The organism is Desemzia sp. AGC72 (genome assembly GCF_057334175.1).
The window spans coordinates 28812-46462 of the sequence record NZ_JBHFIG010000001.1 but is presented as its reverse complement, the minus strand read 5'-3'; the positions used below and the strand labels follow the sequence as shown (position 1 = coordinate 46462).

The 17651-nt window shown below is 35.7% G+C and carries 16 protein-coding genes and 1 tRNA gene; 2 read left to right on the top strand and 15 right to left on the bottom strand.

The window, feature by feature from the left end:
* Positions 1-42 precede the first annotated feature (42 nt).
* From ACE025_RS00200 to ACE025_RS00155, 10 genes are all read right to left on the bottom strand, one after another.
* Positions 43-1215, bottom strand: coding sequence for a S1C family serine protease (locus tag ACE025_RS00200; protein ID WP_485936253.1), 1173 nt, complete (start codon positions 1213-1215; stop codon positions 43-45).
* A gap of 292 nt (positions 1216-1507) precedes the next feature.
* Positions 1508-2473: a glycosyltransferase family 2 protein gene (locus ACE025_RS00195; protein ID WP_485936251.1), complete on the bottom strand. Its 966-nt coding sequence runs from the start codon at positions 2471-2473 to the stop codon at positions 1508-1510.
* A 44-nt stretch (positions 2474-2517) separates the two neighbouring features.
* Positions 2518-3222: a CpsD/CapB family tyrosine-protein kinase gene (locus ACE025_RS00190; RefSeq protein WP_485936249.1), complete on the bottom strand. Its 705-nt coding sequence runs from the start codon at positions 3220-3222 to the stop codon at positions 2518-2520.
* The gene (locus tag ACE025_RS00185) at positions 3215-3991 is read right to left on the bottom strand and encodes a YveK family protein (RefSeq protein WP_485936247.1); all 777 of its coding nucleotides are present in this window, start codon (positions 3989-3991) and stop codon (positions 3215-3217) included. Before ACE025_RS00185 ends, ACE025_RS00190 begins: the two co-directional genes overlap by 8 nt.
* A 642-nt stretch (positions 3992-4633) precedes the next feature.
* On the bottom strand, positions 4634-5443 hold the full coding sequence (locus ACE025_RS00180) for an MBL fold metallo-hydrolase (RefSeq protein WP_485936245.1): 810 nt from the start codon (positions 5441-5443) through the stop codon (positions 4634-4636).
* Between the two features lie 122 nt (positions 5444-5565).
* The gene (locus tag ACE025_RS00175) at positions 5566-6414 is read right to left on the bottom strand and encodes a two-component system regulatory protein YycI (RefSeq protein ID WP_485936243.1); all 849 of its coding nucleotides are present in this window, start codon (positions 6412-6414) and stop codon (positions 5566-5568) included.
* A complete protein-coding gene (locus tag ACE025_RS00170) occupies positions 6404-7714 on the bottom strand; it encodes a YycH family regulatory protein (protein WP_485936241.1) in 1311 nt (436 codons plus the stop codon). The genes ACE025_RS00175 and ACE025_RS00170 overlap by 11 nt, the downstream gene beginning before the upstream one ends.
* The gene (walK, locus tag ACE025_RS00165; RefSeq protein WP_485936239.1) at positions 7711-9549 is read right to left on the bottom strand and encodes a cell wall metabolism sensor histidine kinase WalK; all 1839 of its coding nucleotides are present in this window, start codon (positions 9547-9549) and stop codon (positions 7711-7713) included. Before walK ends, ACE025_RS00170 begins: the two co-directional genes overlap by 4 nt.
* Before the next feature lie 2 nt (positions 9550-9551).
* Positions 9552-10256 (bottom strand): response regulator YycF, encoded by a 705-nt coding sequence (yycF, locus tag ACE025_RS00160; protein WP_092480409.1) that lies wholly within the window; start codon positions 10254-10256, stop codon positions 9552-9554.
* Positions 10257-10431: 175 nt separating this feature from the next.
* On the bottom strand, positions 10432-10947 hold the full coding sequence (locus tag ACE025_RS00155) for a PTS sugar transporter subunit IIA (protein ID WP_485936237.1): 516 nt from the start codon (positions 10945-10947) through the stop codon (positions 10432-10434).
* Between the two features lie 299 nt (positions 10948-11246).
* Here ACE025_RS00155 and ACE025_RS00150 point away from each other — a divergent pair, with 299 nt between their 5' ends.
* A complete protein-coding gene (locus ACE025_RS00150) occupies positions 11247-11678 on the top strand; it encodes a hypothetical protein (protein ID WP_485936235.1) in 432 nt (143 codons plus the stop codon).
* Positions 11679-11714: 36 nt separating this feature from the next.
* Complete coding sequence (locus ACE025_RS00145; RefSeq protein WP_485936233.1) at positions 11715-12179, top strand: YtxH domain-containing protein; 465 nt, start codon at positions 11715-11717, stop codon at positions 12177-12179.
* Between the two features lie 97 nt (positions 12180-12276).
* Here the strand turns inward: ACE025_RS00145 and ACE025_RS00140 are convergent, their stop codons facing one another.
* The 5 genes from ACE025_RS00140 to ACE025_RS00120 all read right to left on the bottom strand — a co-directional run bounded on the left by ACE025_RS00140 (position 12277) and on the right by ACE025_RS00120 (position 17533).
* Positions 12277-13731, bottom strand: coding sequence for an alpha-amylase (locus tag ACE025_RS00140; RefSeq protein WP_485936231.1), 1455 nt, complete (start codon positions 13729-13731; stop codon positions 12277-12279).
* 281 nt (positions 13732-14012) lie between these two features.
* The gene (locus ACE025_RS00135) at positions 14013-15464 is read right to left on the bottom strand and encodes a TrkH family potassium uptake protein (protein ID WP_485936229.1); all 1452 of its coding nucleotides are present in this window, start codon (positions 15462-15464) and stop codon (positions 14013-14015) included.
* A gap of 13 nt (positions 15465-15477) precedes the next feature.
* Entirely contained in the window at positions 15478-16830 is a 1353-nt protein-coding gene (gene trkA, locus ACE025_RS00130; protein ID WP_485936227.1) for a Trk system potassium transporter TrkA, read from the bottom strand.
* A 352-nt stretch (positions 16831-17182) separates the two neighbouring features.
* A tRNA-Lys gene (locus ACE025_RS00125) sits at positions 17183-17255 on the bottom strand.
* Between the two features lie 71 nt (positions 17256-17326).
* Positions 17327-17533 carry a hypothetical protein gene (locus tag ACE025_RS00120; protein ID WP_485936225.1) on the bottom strand — a complete coding sequence of 69 codons (207 nt, stop codon included), beginning with the start codon at positions 17531-17533 and terminating at the stop codon, positions 17327-17329.
* Between the last annotated feature and the right edge of the window lie 118 nt (positions 17534-17651).

Below are 17651 nucleotides of genomic sequence, written 5' to 3'. Positions count from 1 at the left end.
ATTCCTCATCAGCGTTTTTTTATGTTACTTAAAACAACTTTTTTACATCATATCATCAGAAGAAGTCATCGTCACATTAACAGTCATTAATTCTCCGCCACGGTAAACTTCGATCTCTACCTCTTCCCCAACTTCTGTTGAGTAGATCGCTTGACGCAATTCTATCGTGTTTGTGATTTCTTCTCCATTAAAACCTACAATTACATCGTATTGTTCCAGACCGCCTTTTTCAGCAGCAGAGCCTGCTTCTACTTGTGCTACTACTACACCGGAGTTCACGTCATTCGGTAATTTAAGAACAGCAGATTGTTGTTGTTCAGAAATTTGGCTCAAGTCCAATAAGCTGACTCCCAATACCGGACGAACCACTTCACCATTTGCTTCCAATTCTGCGATAATTTTAACGACCTCATTGCTTGGAATAGCAAATCCCATTCCTTCAACAGTATCTGAAGAAATTTTCATTGAATTGATTCCGATGACTTGACCAGCGATATTGACTAACGCTCCACCAGAATTTCCTGGGTTGATTGCTGCATCAGTTTGAATGGCTGTCATCTCCCAGTCTGCAGCTCCATCACCATCAATATCAGTTGGAACACTTCTATTTTTAGCCGAAATGATTCCCGAAGTTACAGAAGAAGCGTAATTGGTTCCTAATGGAGATCCAATAGCAATAGCCGGTTCTCCGACATTCAATAGATCAGAATCTCCAAATTCCGCAACAGTTGTCACATTTTCAGAAGATATTTTCAAAACAGCCAAATCTGTCCAAGAATCTGCTCCTACTAACTCAGCCTCTACCTTAGTACCATCTTTCATCAAGACTTCTATTGCATCTGATCCTTCGATAACGTGATTGTTGGTAACGACATAAGAGCTGTCTCCATCTGTTTTATAAATAACCCCACTACCTTCTCCAGCAGTTTGCAATTGGTCATCTTCTTGTATGGCTTCTGTAGTTCCAAACAAACCATTGAATCCTTCTGTATTTTGTTGTTGCATATTAATGACTGAAACGACAGCGCCTTCTACCTTCTCTACAGCTTCTGTAATATCTGAAGTGACTTCTACTCGTACTTCACTTGTTTCTGTTTCATTTTGGTTAGGAGAAGCGGATTCAGTTCCTTCATTAGTAGTTTGACAACCAGCAAGCGTTAATGTTGCTACACCGACAAATAAACTTCTAGTTAAATTTGTTGACAATTTCTTCATTTCCAATTTCACCTCTTATTATTATTTTCCGCATGGACTGATTAATCTCTATACTTCTTACAATGATTTTTAATAAATAAAGAGAAAGTCATTAACCTATATTCCACTTTGCTATGGTTTCAGTTTATCTAATATTTTTGAATTTTATATGAAACAATTTAGATAAATTATCCACTTTTCTTTTTTATTCTATCATAAATTGCTTTTTTTATAACATATAAACTCTTATATCAAAATGCAATAAAAAAACACAACAGCATCTGTTGTGTTTTTTAGGGATCTATTTATTTACCTAATTCGTTTTGCTGATATCTGAATTTTCCCACATATAGTATCCTGCTGAAAGGTTCATGCGCGCGACCATAATAAGCCTTTTAAGAGCCATGTCATTGATCTCTGAAAGTTTGAATCGATATAAGCTGCGTTTTATCTCTTTTAGCCGATGTTTATCCTTAGGCCTGTGTTCATACAAGACCATCATTAAATATAAATTTAAACGCAAATACATTTCTTTTATCAACCACAGTAAATCTAATTGAATCGACTGAGATTCAAGTCGTTCCAACGCTTTAAGCAGAGCTGCGGATCCAGAGTAATAATTTTCAACCTTAGCGCTTTCCCATTGGTGATTTTCGGACATATAATGGTAACGAGGTTCTGATACGTATATGATAGAATGACTTTTTAAAAACAGCTGACAACAGACATCAAAATCCTCATACAAATGAATATCTTGATCAAACCTAATCACTGGCTCTTTTGTAAATAATTTAATCGAAAACAGTTTGTTGCACAAAAAACTTTCTGTTCGATTTTGCAGCAGCAGCAAGCGGATAGATTCCTCTGCAGATAAAAACCTCATATTCTCTGGGCCTGGAGGAAAGATCAATTCATCTCTTGTTTCTTCTACATACTTACAAGCTGCAATATCAGCTTCATGGATTGCCATTGTGGTCATCAATTGCTCAAACATAACTTCTTCCACCCAATCAGCTGGATGAACAAAACCAATGCAATCACCTTTAGCTGCTAAAATGCCCACGTTGCGGACTGCAGACAGCCCAACTTGGTTGGTATTGATCAGACGAAAACGCTTGTCCAGCTTTCGGTACTTTTCACAAATAGATTTGCTTGAATCGGTTGAACCATCGTCTATTAATATAATTTCCAGACGGTGATACGTTTGATATCGTAAGCTGTTTAAACACCTCACCAAATACTTTTCAGAATTATAAATAGTCACGATAATTGAAATCACTGATCTTACCTCCCTACAGGTTCACCCGATTCAAACCATTCATTTTATTCTTCTATTCCATAATATTGATAAGCTGGATTTTCTTCTCTTTTTTTATCATTATAAACGACTCCAATAACATTGGCATGAACGTGATCCAACAATTCTTTTGCTTTATACAAATTATTTTTTTCTGCTACACCATCGCGAATGACAAAGACAGTGCCGTCTGTTTTATTAGCCATAACTTGAGCATCTGTTACTGCTAAAATAGGCGGTAAATCAAAAATAATCAAGTCAAAATGCTTCTTCATGTTTTCAATCAGCTGGTCCATTCGTTTAGAAGCTAAGAGTTCGGAAGGATTAGGAGGAATCAAACCGCACGTCAATACAAACAGATTCTTTTTGGTCGTACGATGAACAACATCTTGAATACTCGTTTTATTTTCCGTCAATAAATTTGTCAATCCTCTATGGTTTACAAAATTGAACAGTCTGTGGACACTAGGATTTCGCATATCTGCATCAATCAGCAATACTCTCTTACCTTGAGAAGCGAATACAACAGCCACATTTGACGCTACTGTAGTCTTTCCTTCTCCTGGTGCGGCAGAAGTAAACATCAACGTACTGAGTTGTTTATCCACCATTGAAAATTGGATATTTGTTCTCAGCGTTCTAAATTCCTCCGAAATAATTGAACTTGGTTTCACCAATGTGATCAGACTATTGAGTTTTTCCTTATGTGAAGTTTTTTTATGATTAAACATGAGTAGGCTCCTTTCCAGCAATTCGTTTTACTTCTGTAGAAGATTCTTTTTTTGTTTCATCAATAGATTGGATAAAGTCATTCATTTGAACCAATTCTTTTTTGCTTATTCTGGAAATAGAACCTAATGGCAGCCAGCCTAAATGTTCAGCAGCAAAATTTTCGTCATGGACTTTTTTGTCTGCTAGATTCCGAACCAGAATAAATCCTAAACCGAATATCGATCCCATTAAGGCACCAATAACGATATTAAACAAATAATGTGGTGAAATAGGGGCCGTAGGGATACGCGCTGGTGACAGAATAGCTGCATTGTCTATATTGATCACTGTTCCTACATTCTCTTTAAAAATCGTTGCAATCGTATCTGCAATCAAAGCTGCACGTCCTGGGTCTGCATCTACTACTTGAATACTAAAAATTTGTGAATCTGTTTGCGTAATGACTTCCATTTTTCCTTTCAATTCCTCTTCAGAAAGCGTATTGCCCAGCTCATCTCGAACTTTATCTAACACAATCGGATCTTGGATGATGTCCCGATAAGTATTGATCATTTGGATATTTGTCTCAATATCCCCCAATTCCATAGCTTGAGCAGAATTGACAGGTCTGCTGACCAATATTTTTGTTTCCGCACTATACTGAGGCACGATAACATAAGTAGTTAAAACATGAGCAGAACTAATTTCGATCAATAAAAATAATAAGATCCAATACCATTTTTGTTTGATTAAGCGTCCTAACTCAATGACTCCAATAACTCTATTCATTTAAATTCCTCCTATTTTAACAAGTGACTTTCGTTACAAATAAAGAGTGAGTAAGTATATAAGCTTTCATTCATCATAAAGAGATGGTAATAGGGATGTGATTTTATGGTGATTACAACATTTAAAACGTTTATATTTTAAAAGAGTATTCCAAGAATGTAACGGCGCACCGTGTACCGTAAAAAGATGTTAGGTGCTTTATTGGGTCGAGGGACAAGATTGAGTACTTTAGTGTATACTTCATTCTTGGAAATACTCTTTGGGGAAACAAATAAAGGATAGAAGACAGACTTCTTGTATATGAAAGTAGGGTAAACAAAAATACCATAGACTTTTCATTTGCAGCACCATTGTGATACTAGACAGGGTAATGTGTGAGTGTTAAATGCATAAAGAGGTGTAAAACTTGCTTGCAGAAAAATATATGAGGAAAAGGTATAAGACTATCCAACTGAGTGAATGCCAGAAACTATACTGATAAAGAATAGCGGCTGTCTTACAGGATTGACAAAATTCTACCATGGTTTATTTTAAAATTAAACTAGAAGCCCATGTAAAATTTTATTTTATTTTGAATATGTGACAAAAAAGCGAACAGCTCAGTTGTATCACAGAGCTGTTCGCTTTTATTTGTTTTATACTTTATATAGAGAACAATAATGAAGGCTCATCAGGATCTGTATCAAATAAAGTAAACGTTTCGCCAACGCCTTTACCTTTTTCTCTTAAAATACTCTCTACTGTATCATGAGCGATAGCTTTCATATTGTTGTCTCTACTTAAATGGCCTAAATAGATCCGTTTAGTGTTGTCTCCAATCACATCACACAATGCCAATGCTCCATCTTCGTTAGACAAATGGCCTTTATCGCCTAGAATACGTTGTTTCAAACTCCAAGGATATCTGCCCATGCGCAGCATATCTAAATCATGGTTGCTTTCAAATAAATAAGCATCTGCATTGGCAACTACACCACGCATACGATCACTGACATAACCCGTATCCGTTAACATCACGAAAGACTTGTTGTCTTTATGGAAACTGTAAAATTGGGGCGCTATCGCATCGTGAGAAACACCAAAACTTTCAATGTCTATATCGCCTATCGTCATCGTTTTTCCCATTTCAAAAAGGTGTTTTTGTTCCGTTTTGATATTTCCAAGAATAGGTGCCATCGCTGACCAGGTTTTTTCGTTTGCGTAAATGTCTAAATCGTATTTCCTCGCCAAGACACCCACACCATGAACATGATCTCTATGTTCATGAGTCACTAAGATGCCATCTAGATCTTGTGGAGTACGGCCAATTTGGCTTAACAATGCGGTCGCTTTTTTACCACTCAGTCCACAATCGACAAGCAGCTTTTTTTTATCGGATTCAATATAGGTAACATTCCCAGAGCTTCCACTCGCTAGAATGCTAATTTTTAATCCTTCTGTTTGTATCGCCATTTTGAACCCTCGTCCCTTTTATCTTTTATTTCGCAATTGCATCAAATAAATACAATCATTTACATCCATTCTCACTCTAGCAAGAATAAGAATAAATGTAAATGCAACTCTGACAAGATCTGTTACTCTTTTGATTTACTTTCTTGATTTGGTTGAATCGGTGTTTCCGCAGATGTCTCTTGAATGATATTTCCGTTTACAGCATCTACTTTTTTAACTAATGTATCCGTGCTGGTTACCACTTCTACCAGCCATACTGGAACATACATACTCAGGTCTTCCAAATGCAAAGTTCTGTTATAAATCAACAATGGCTTGCGCACTTTAGATCCTGAAGGTATTTCGCTATTTTGGTAAAGTATTTCAACTGCATCTTGGTCTGTGATCAATTTTCTGCTCTGCCCCTGAACGGTAACTGGACCAGCATATTTTTGTTCATAAGAAATGATCTCTTTTTTGCCGTTTAAATGGAAAATGATATTTGAAGTTCCATCAACGATTGGAATGTTATTCGCTATTTGAGCATAAATGATTTGTCGAGTAGATGGAATATACCGTATAAATTGGTATTGGTCTCCAAATAAAATCGCATCACTTAAAACAAATTCGGTCAATGTTGCAATGTCTTTGGTTGTCAGCTCTTCACCGTCTGATAATTGAATCGGGTCAGACAAGATACTAGCATACAAAGAACCATTTTCTTCAATGACACCAGTCTGTTTGGTTAATTGATCAGTATTTTCTTCTAACAAATTATTGGCTGCAGCTTGAACATAAGGAACATCGTGTTCTTCGTCTTCAAAATCCGGCAAATCAATATTCTCGTCTTTCATTTCTTGTACCAAGTTGATTTGAGTTGCTGCACTGCCTGTAAAACCATTTTCGTAATTGTCTAATACTCGATACAACAAGTATCCATTCAGAATAAGAAAGGTTATGATAAAGATGATTTCAATTTTTTTAAAATCCATCATCCGCACCTCCTTTATCTACATTTACGACTGATTGCAAGCTCATCCAATTTCCATTGATCTCAACATACCAGCTAGGTATCAAGGTCACCACGCGGTTGGATTCACTGCTGTAATTCCATATATAACCTACTTTGATATCGTCAATGGTATCTAAGTCATGTCCAGCATTGGATAATACTTCCTCTATATTTTGCAGAGAATACATTTTTTCAGCTGACTGATTATCTGAGATGGGAGTTTGTGCAACGATTGTCGGCATTTCTAAACTGATCACGTTATTATCTGCAACTGTGATGAAGGTTCCACCGTAATCCGGTTCTCCAAATATTGGATATCCTTTAATATACCGTCGAAACTCTACTTCCTTAGTCACTGCAGAATACCCGTAATAATACACATCATTTGGCCAATGCTCATATTGAATAAGTTTATTAAAACTATTCAGCACTGTAGTGGTCAAACTGACTCCCTCATTTGTCACAGAAGGACGCGTATACGTCAGCATGTCTTTTTCATTATCAATACTTAATTCGCTGAAATAGTCATAATAACGAGACAAATTATCATTGATCACCGTTTGGATTTCAGATGTATCTTCAAATAACCGCTCAATGAATAAACTATTCGGTTGTTCTTCAACTAAATAATTCAACACCGGTATTTCAAATGACTCTACTGGAAGATATACAATATGTTCTTTCAAAGAAACCGACTCAGCCTGTAAATATTCGACTTTATCATCATTCAATACTTGTGTTAAAAGATCCAAATCTATATTTGATGCCTCTGCCTCGTAAAACAGCATGGAGTGGGTGTTGTAAAAGTAAACACTTTGCGGATTATCTATAGAAATATATACCCTGTTAAATGTCCGATTCTCATATTCTCGAGGTAAAAAAGAAAATGTTTCTTGATACACACCAAAAGGAATACTGCTGGGAAAAATAAATTCAACCGTTTTAGATTTAGAAGCGGCTTCTATATAATTGTCTCCATTCAATGTGATTGGGTCAGCTATATCATTTATTTCCCATTCTTGGAAAACAGAAGGTAATGTCCCTAAAACAGTTGGATCTTTAGTTAGAAGGTTTGTTTGATTCGTGTGATATACCACTTCTGTCGTACCGAACACAGAACTCAATTGCCGATCAAACGTGACAGAAGAGACCACTGACGTTTCAGGGGTATCCGTTTGAACAACATAACCATCTGGATTTCTCCATATAAGCACCGTCAAAAACAAACTGAGCGCGATTAGAACAGTCAGTGTAATTTTTCTGATTAACGTCCAATTCATTCCCAATCACCTTCTTCATACGGAACATAAGGGAGTGAAATATAGAATGTAGTCCCTTTTCCTTCAATACTATCTGCCCAGATCTTTCCGCCATGATGTTGGATTACTTCTTTTGATATCGCTAATCCTAAACCAGTTCCACCCATAGATCGGGCTCTTGCTTTGTCTACACGGAAGAATCGATCAAACACATGCGTTAAATCTTTTTTCGGAATACCCATACCTTGATCTGAGATGCTTAAAACAACATTATTATGCGTCTTTACTAAGCGGCATGTAATCACTCCGCCATCCGGAGAATATTTAAATGCATTATTTAAAATATTGTCCATTACTTGCATGATTTTATCTGCATCTGCCTCTATCCATATTTCCTGTTTTGTAATTTCTCTTACAATACTGTAATCTTTTACAGGATTATCTATTGACGTACTAAGCATCATTTCAAAGCGATCTAATACATGATGAAACAGTTCATTTAAATTGATCAATTCCAACTGCAGATTAGCTTTTCCTGAATCCATCCTTGATAAATCTAACAAGTCTTGAACCATTCGAATCATACGATTGGTTTCTTCTTGAGTAACTTTCAAGAACTGCGGAGCAATCTCTTCATCTTTCCATGCCCCATCGTTCAAAGCTTCTAAATAGCTTCGCATACTCGTTAAAGGTGTACGCAATTCATGAGACACATTAGATACAAACTCTTTTCGCTCACGCTCGATTTTTTCTTGTTCCGTTACATCGTGCAGTACACAAACAAGTCCGCTAATAAATCCAGATTCTCGTTGAATCAAAGAAAATCCTCCACGCAATATCAACGGTGTTTCATTTGTCGAAAAATCAAACAAAATTTCTTCTTCTACTTCTAGTAATTGCCTCAAAGTCATTTCATTATTCAAGACTTCTGTAATAGATTGCCCTAACGCTATTTCCTGGGAAATGTTTAACATTTCTTGGGCTTTCTCATTTATGATCACTACTTTACCTCGCCGATCAGTTGCTATAACACCATCCGTCATATGAGTAAGAACACTATCCAATCGTCGCCGTTCAGCTTCAGTTGTTTCTTGCGCTTCTTCGACTCGAGTAGACAATTCATTGATTGCACTCGATAACTGCCCCAATTCATCTTCCCCATGAACCTTTAACTGTCCAGAGTAATCTCCTTCAGCAATTTGGATCGTCTGCTGCTTCATCTCTGAAATGGGTTTAGTGATGGCACGAGAAACAAACTGAGTCAGTATAATGACTAAAGCGATCGCAATCAAAGCAGAATTAATGAAAATAATACTGATCTCATTCACTTGCTCGTAAATCGTTTCAATATTCGTTTCCAACATAATGACACCTAAAACATCTTTAGAATTTCCTATATAAATAGGAGAAACCAACTTCCATCTGCGGTCGTTGGTTAAGGGGTCTAAATATTGGCTGGTCACATTATTTCCAAGCAACAACGATTGGTGAATATCCGGATCTGTGGATTTTCTCCCAATCAATGATTGCTGCGTGTTGTCGCTTGTACCGATAATATAGTATTCTGGGTCAATAACTTGTACCTCAATAACTCCACTACCAGAAAAATCTCTTAATAAATTAGCAATACTGGCTTCTTTGTCCTTATTTTCCTTATCTAGCAAAATAGGCTGCAAGGTATTTTCTAAGAAATCAACTTGAATCCGACGATCTTCTTTAAAGTTGTCTACTAATTGATTTTCTAATTGTGTTACAAAGTTAGCGCCTATAATCTCTAGCGTTATTGTCAACAGAAGAATAAAAATAAAGACAATTTTAAAATTGATAGACTGGAAAAATTGAATTCTTTTTTTCATAATTACTCCTGTTCAGGGTTTCTTAAATAATAACCAACACCACGTCTAGTAATCAACCACGTTGGATGACTTGGTTTGTCTTCGATTTTTTCTCTTAATCGTCTAACTGTTACATCCACTGTACGGACATCACCAAAGTAATCATAGCCCCATACAGTTTGCAATAAGTGTTCTCTAGTCATTACTTGTCCTAAATGATTGGCTAAGTAATGCAGTAACTCGAACTCGCGGTGAGTCAATTCAATAGTTTCTCCACGTTTTGACACAATATAGGCATCAGGGTGAATCACTAACGCTCCTACTTCGATATCATTTGAAACCTCTTCTTCAACTTGAGGTGCTCTCGTATGCTGTCTTCTCAAGTTAGCTTTGACACGTGCGACTAGTTCTCGATTTGAGAAGGGTTTTGTCACATAGTCATCAGCCCCGAGCTCCAAGCCCAATACTTTATCGATTTCAGCATCTTTCGCTGTTACCATTATAATTGGCATATCATGATTTTTGCGTACTTCTCTACATACTTCTAAGCCGTCCATTTTTGGCAACATTAAATCTAATACAATTAAATCTGGGACAATTTCTTCCGCTTTTTCAACGGCTTCTTCTCCATCATAAGCAGTATAAACATCATAACCTTCTTTAGTTAAATTAAATTTAATAATATCCGAGATTGGTTTTTCATCGTCTACAACCAATATTTTTTTCATCTTCTGCCCTCCTCAATATACGAGTATTTATCTGTAAAAAACGCTTTTTCCTAACTTTCATTATACATAATCTAGAAAAGAAGTGCAAAAAGGGTAACAATCTTTTCATAATCCAGAATGGTTAAAAAGGCCACACCATTTTTAACAGGTGCAGCTTTCATTAGAACATCTAGTCTTATTCTTCTCTAGACACACACATTGCCACAGTTTCTCCAGCAAGACCGTCTTTTGTGTAATTCATTTTCGCTGTAGCCTCATCGTCCATACCTTTGATGACCACTACTGGTATAACTAAAGGAATCTCATTTTCTTCAAAGTAAGCCCGACTAAAAGTAGCTAATACGTCTCCTTTAGAAACAAGCATTCCTTTTTTTAAATCAGAATGGAATCCTTTTCCTTGCAGACTGATCGTATTGATACCAATATGCACTAAGACTTCTACGTCCTCGTCTGTTTCGATCACATACGCATGTAAAGTGTCTGCGACTTGATACAAAACGCCGCTGACAGGAGCAACGACTTGTTCTGATGTCGGAATAACAGCGAATCCTTCACCTACCATTTTTTCTGAAAAAACAGGATCTGGAACTTCTTCCAAGCGAATAATTTCTCCATCAGCAACAGTTACAAGCTGGAACCTGTCCCACTTTTGTTGATCGTCAACATGAATTGAATTGTTTGCTTGCGTCAACTTATTTTCCTCCAACTATCTCTATTCTATTTAACTTATCTTTTTGTATTGTAAAACAAATACAGGGTTATTACTACACTTTTCCTAACTTTTCCTCATGATATCGTAACTGTATTCACATTTGCGCAACTGTTTTTGTTTGGAGAAAATTAAGATAAATGATAGACTAATCTTAGAATAAAGGGTTTTCTCATTTAGAAACAACGATATCAAAATAAGCGCAAGTGGTTTACTTGATTTTAGATCCACTTGCCTTCATAATATGTTCAAAATATACGGATAGGAGGTCAATTTCAACTATGTCTATTGGATTTTATATTGCCATAGCTATTGTCGTATTAGCTATTATCGGTCTTGTTGTTGGCGGGTTGATAATGAAAAAGCGCATCAGCAGTTTAATGGATGAAGTAAATACTGTCGTATTGGATGTTAATCATACAGTTGATCGATTTAACAATGATATAAACGCAATCAATACGAAAGTTACTAATATCCAAAATCGTGCTGAATCGATGATTCAAGACGTTACAAACAAACAACAGTATATCGAAGAATTCTCATCAACAACTTCAGAATTCAGTGATTCGGTAAATCACTTAAAAATTTCTGGAACAGAACTAAAAAATCAATTTGTGAAATCTCCTGGGAAGACCACTAAAAGAACTTTCCCGGCTCTAGTTAAAGCAGGAAAAACTGCTCAAATCATGTTTGAAAAAAGACGTAAAAAATAACAGACAATTAATTATTAATGAAAAGAGGGTCATATTATGGGAAACAGCAGTATGGGAAAAACATTGATCGTAGGATTAGCGGCAGCAGCAACAGCTTTACTTTTCGCCCCTAAATCAGGAAAAGAATTAAGAGAAGATTTAAAAGAACAAGGTTTAGATCTGAAAGACAAAGCCATGGATAGAGTAAATGAATTAGCTGATGAGTTCAAACAAACTTATGAGGAAGTAGGAGAGGAAATGGATTATGCAAATCCAGATCCTGAATTGAGCGAAACGATTGCTGATATTGAAAATGATTTATACCATCCACATCAAGAAAAAGCAGACGTTATGCCTCCTGAACCAACAGATCTAGTTCCTCCGCATAGCGGACTTACTCATCCAGATCCTGTGGGAGCCGGAGATATACCAGTTCCGCCTGTAGAACCAGATGTTTTACCAACAGCTGAGCATCCTGCGGTAGATCCGCTTGATCAGCATAATCCAAACAATTCCTTATAAATCACTTAACAGTTAAAAGCACTGTAATACCAATCATATTGGTGTTACAGTGCTTTTATTGTTATCTATTCAGATAAAAAAATAAACGATTAGTCGTTTATTTTTTTACCCATGCTGAAACTGAGCCAGCATTTACTGGGAAGACTCCTACGCCATTCTCATCTAAAGTGACTTCGTCTTGGCGATGACCTAAGTAATCATAAAAGATTTCTCCAGCTCTTTCTTCACCGAAGGACATTTCTTTGAAACCTTCTTCACTGTTAGATAATACAACAGCTAATCCATCTGGATGATCTTCATCTCCTGATCTTGTCCAACCGATACAGTTTGCATGATCGATATAATCAATTTGTTCGCCATAAGCATAGTTTTTTCTAATATAAATCAACTTATCCAATATCTCTGGTTGTCCATCGATTGGGTTATCTCCTTTTAATCCATAGTAGTCACCGTAGAAGACTGTCGGATAACCATATTCTCTCAACAGTATAATACTATAAGCTAATGGTTTGAACCAAGGCTCTACATAAGATTCTAACGATTGTGACGGTTGCGAATCATGGTTATCAACAAATGTCACTGCAGAAGTTGGTCTTTTTTTCATCAATGTTTCATCAAATAGGGGTCTCAAATCATATGCATTACCTTCTTTAGATGCATTAGATAATTTGTAGTGCAGCGAGACATCGAATAAACTAATATGCTCATCGAGCGTATTTAAGTATTCTTTCAAATGTCCGTATTTTTGATCCCAATATTCTGCTACTACAAAAAAATCTTCACCAAATTCTTCTCGTATCCCACTAACAAAATCGTTTATGAAGTCCGCATGGATATGTTTCACAGCATCTAATCTAAACCCATCTACTCCTGTTTCTTTAATAAACCAGCTGGCCCAACTTTTGATTTCATTGACAACATCTGTATTATCATAATCAATATCTGCAAACATCAAATAGTCATAATTTCCAAATTCATTAGCAACTGCTGAATCATCTGCCCAACTTTTACCATCTTCAGCGATACGGAAAATACTTTTTTTATCATTTATCTGATCATAATCAATACCGCTGAAGTGATGATAATTCCAAGTAAAATCGGAGTATTTTCCTTGTCTGCCTGGAAAAGTAAATTTTGTCCATCCTTCAATTTCATAGGGCTCTGATATTTCTTTATTTCGATCATCTTCAGCTACTTCAATAGCCATAAAGCGCTCTGATTCGTCTGCGCCGCCTTTATGGTTCAATACCACATCTGCATAAACTTGAATTCCATACTTATGAAGTTCTTCTATGGCATCTAACAATTCTTGTTTAGTACCATATTTCGTACGGACTCCACCTTTTTGATCAAATTCACCTAGATCATATAAGTCGTAAACACCGTAACCTTCATCATTGTGTGTTACCCCTTTAAAGACAGGTGGAATCCAGACAGCTGTGATACCAATATCGTGTAAATGTGCAGCATCTTCTTTCAAACGTTGCCAATGTTTTCCGTCAGCATCAATATACCATTCAAAATATTGCATCATTGTTCCATTTATAACCATCGTTCTTCCCCCTAAATAAATTCAACCGAATTCATACCTATTCATAGTGTTAAAAAAATATATATAAGTAAATCATAAAACTTTGTTGGTTTAATAGCAATTTTAAAGCTTAAAGGAGGACGGGAAAATAACAAATTTCTGTAGGATATAGCCAAATATCTGCTTCCGAAAAGCAGCTCTATAAGTCTAAAACCAAAATACCGAACGAGAAAATGAATTTCTCGTTCGGTATTTTGGTTTATAGGAGCAGGACTAAACATTTTCTCCCGCTCCTTTATAGCTTATATATGCTTCCGCCATGTATTTCGGTTAAATAATATCAAGATAGGAAAAATTTCCAACCTTCCTGCTATCATAGCAAATGATAAAATCAGTTTAGAAAAATCACTAACATGAGCATAACTGGCTAACGGCCCAACAGCTCCTAAACCTGGACCGATATTATTGAAAGTTGCTGTTATGGCACTGAAAGCAGATGTAAAGTCAGGTGCATCAATACTGATCAACAATAACAAAGCAAAAAAGATGATCATGTAAATAACAAAGTAATTCGTTACACTATGTTTAACTTCTTTATCTAAAGGTTTCCCTTCATACTTGATAGTTACTATTCTATTCGGATTAGCATTTCGTTTGAACTCAGAAACAGCTGTTTTCCATAAAATAGCTACTCTGGAAATCTTTAAACCTCCTGCTGTAGAACCGGCACTTGCTCCAAAAAACATTAAGATAAGTAAAATTGTTTGAGAAAATACAGGCCAACTGCCAAAATCAGCTGTAGAAAAACCAGTAGTAGTGATAATGGATGAAACTGAGAAAAAGGTATCACGGAGCATTCTCCAGAAAGAATCATAGTGAGAAAAAAGATTTAGACAAATCAACGTTACGGCTGCTAAAACAATGCCTATGTACCATCTCAATTCTTCACTTTTAAGCACTTCTTTGATTTGCCCTATCAGCACTAAGTAAAATAAGTTAAAATTCACACCGAAAATCAACATTGAAAAACTCAATACATAATCTATATACGCACTATCGTAAGAAGCAATACTTCCATTTTTGATACCGAATCCTCCAGTACCAGCTGCGCCAAAGGCATGCAATAAGGCATCAAAAAAGGTCATTCCTCCAAAAAGGAGCAAAATCACTACTACAGCAGTCAAAATCAAATAGATTTTATATAAAATACGCGCTGAAGATGAGAGTTTTGAAACTAGCTTACCAAAAACTGGCCCTGGAACTTCAGCTTTCATGATGTGTACAGATTCAGACTCTATTTGAGGCAATATTGCTAAAGCAAATACTAATATTCCCATTCCACCAATCAAATGAGTAAAACTCCTCCAAAATAAAGAAGACTGAGCTAAAGCTTCTACATCAGTCAAAATGCTTGATCCAGTAGTTGTAAAACCACTGCTGGTTTCAAAAAAAGCATCAATCAATCTAGGTATATCTCCGTTTATCACAAACGGAAGTGAACCGAAAAATGATAGCAAGATCCATGATAAAGAAACAATTATAAACCCTTCCTTAGCAAACATGTTCTTTTTAATCGGTTTTTTACTGCTTAGTAAGTAGCCAATAGTCAGTAATAGCAAACTAATAGATAAAAAACTAAACGAATATTTCCATTCTTCTTGATAAATGATACTGACTGCTAACGGAGCGACTAATAATATTGCTTCTACTTGCAATAGTCTCCCAATCGTATATTTTACCATGTTAAAATTCAATTATGTTTCTCCTTTATTTTAAAATATCGTCTATATCATCATATTTTTTTTCTTTTGTGATCACAATAACGTGGTCATTTGGTTTAATCACGTCTTGTCCACCTGGAACGATCAGTTTCTTCCCTCTAATGATATATGCAATCAACAAGTGATTTTTTATCGGTAAAATTTCTAACTGCTTGTTTATGACACGGCTAGTCTCTTTCACTTTAAATTGGAGAGCTTCGACTTGATTGTCTGCTAAACGGAACAGTGCCTCTACATTCGAAACAGAAGTATTCGTTAATGAACGGACAAATTGTAAAATACTATTAGTAATCACTCTCTTTGGAGTGATTACTGTTTGTAATCCCATCGTTCCAAATATTTTCAGCAACAGTGTTCTATTCACCTTCGTAACGATTTTCTTCACATTTTTTTGAGAAGCATATAAAGAAGTAATGATGTTTTCTTCATCAACACCCGTTAAGCTGATAAAAACATCGTACGCTTCTAAACGTTCTTCTTCTAAAAACTCTTGGTCCGTACCATCTCCGTGAATGACCATAATGCCAGGAAAAACATCACTTAACTCTCTAGCTTTTTCCGGATCATTTTCAATAACTTTTATATCCATTTTATATTCTTTCAACATATTGATCAGATAGTACGTGATACGTCCTCCACCTACAATCAAAACTGATTTCATTTTAGCTCGATTATCTCCAATCAGCTTATAAAATTTATTCACTTCTTTCAAAGAGCTGACAACAAAAACATGATCTCCTTCTCTTAAAAAATCATCTCCAGAAGGAATGAGCACTTCATCGCCCCGTTGAATAATAGCGACTAAGATATTCCCATAACGTGTTCTGAAATTCTTTAAACTCATATCTCGTAAAGGACTATTGGTCTTGATTTTTAGCTCTACTAGATTCACTCGGTTATTAGCAAATGATTCTACACTTAATGCAGTAGGATATTTGATTACTTTCATAATATCTTTTGCTGATTCTAGTTCAGGAGTAATCATCATTGTAATCCCGAGACTTTCTCTTACAAAATCAAGGTGTTTTGTATATTCAGGATTTCTCACTCGAGCAATTGTATATTTGGCTCCTAACTTTTTAGCAATAGTTGCCGACATAATATTGATTTCATCTTGTGAAGTTACGGCAATGAATATATCACATTTTGGAACACTAGCTTCCATTTGCAGATCATAACTAGCTCCATTTCCAACTATGCCTGTTATATCATACTTACTAATTAGGGCGTTCAATCTTTTACTATTTTTTTCCATCAATATAATGTCATTCCCCTCAGACGAAAGTTCAGAGCATAAAACTTCTCCAACTTTTCCGCCTCCAGCAATGATAATATTCATAAGTATTATTCCTCCTAATACAATTGCACTATAACTGCAACGATAATTGGTAATGGTATGTGCTTTTAAATAATTACTATTTCAAACAAATATAAAAGTGGTCAACAGATGTATTCTAGCAGAACGAGTAGAAAATACAATGATTCTATGAAATATTATTTCCTGGGAAATAATATAAATTTTAATTCTGTACTTATTACGAGATTCCTATTTACTTAATTGAACTCTAAAAAAGAATTTCTTATCTCGATTTATGACTTATAAACTTTTAAAATAAAAAAAAGATAGCATACGTTTTTATATGCTTTCGCATTAACGTATAACTATCTCATGGATTTGGCTATCCAATATATGGGCTGTGGGGGGCTCGAACCCTCGACCCGCTGATTAAGAGTCAGCTGCTCTGCCAACTGAGCTAACAACCCATTCGTATCACAGTAAAAAAATTATAACATATTTTTTTACTGTGATGCAATTTTTTTGATTAAGTCTAAACTTATTCATTGCTATTCATTAGTTGAGATTCTGTAATAAACTCAACTAATTCAGCAGATTGATTCTTATTGAGTTGAATATATTTTTCTTGATTTTCTATCACAAGCTCAACTTGATCCTTATCTGGACTGATCCATAAATCATAATTCGAACCAATCAATTGATTATTGTCTTCAAATTGAAATTTGTAATGAGGAGTCTGTGTCATTAATACGACTCCATCTTACATCTTCTAGTAATTCCGCTGTTTTTTTACGACATCATTATACGTTATTTCTTTAAATAACTCGTATTGATTTTCTTCTCCCACGCGCTTTTGCACTATG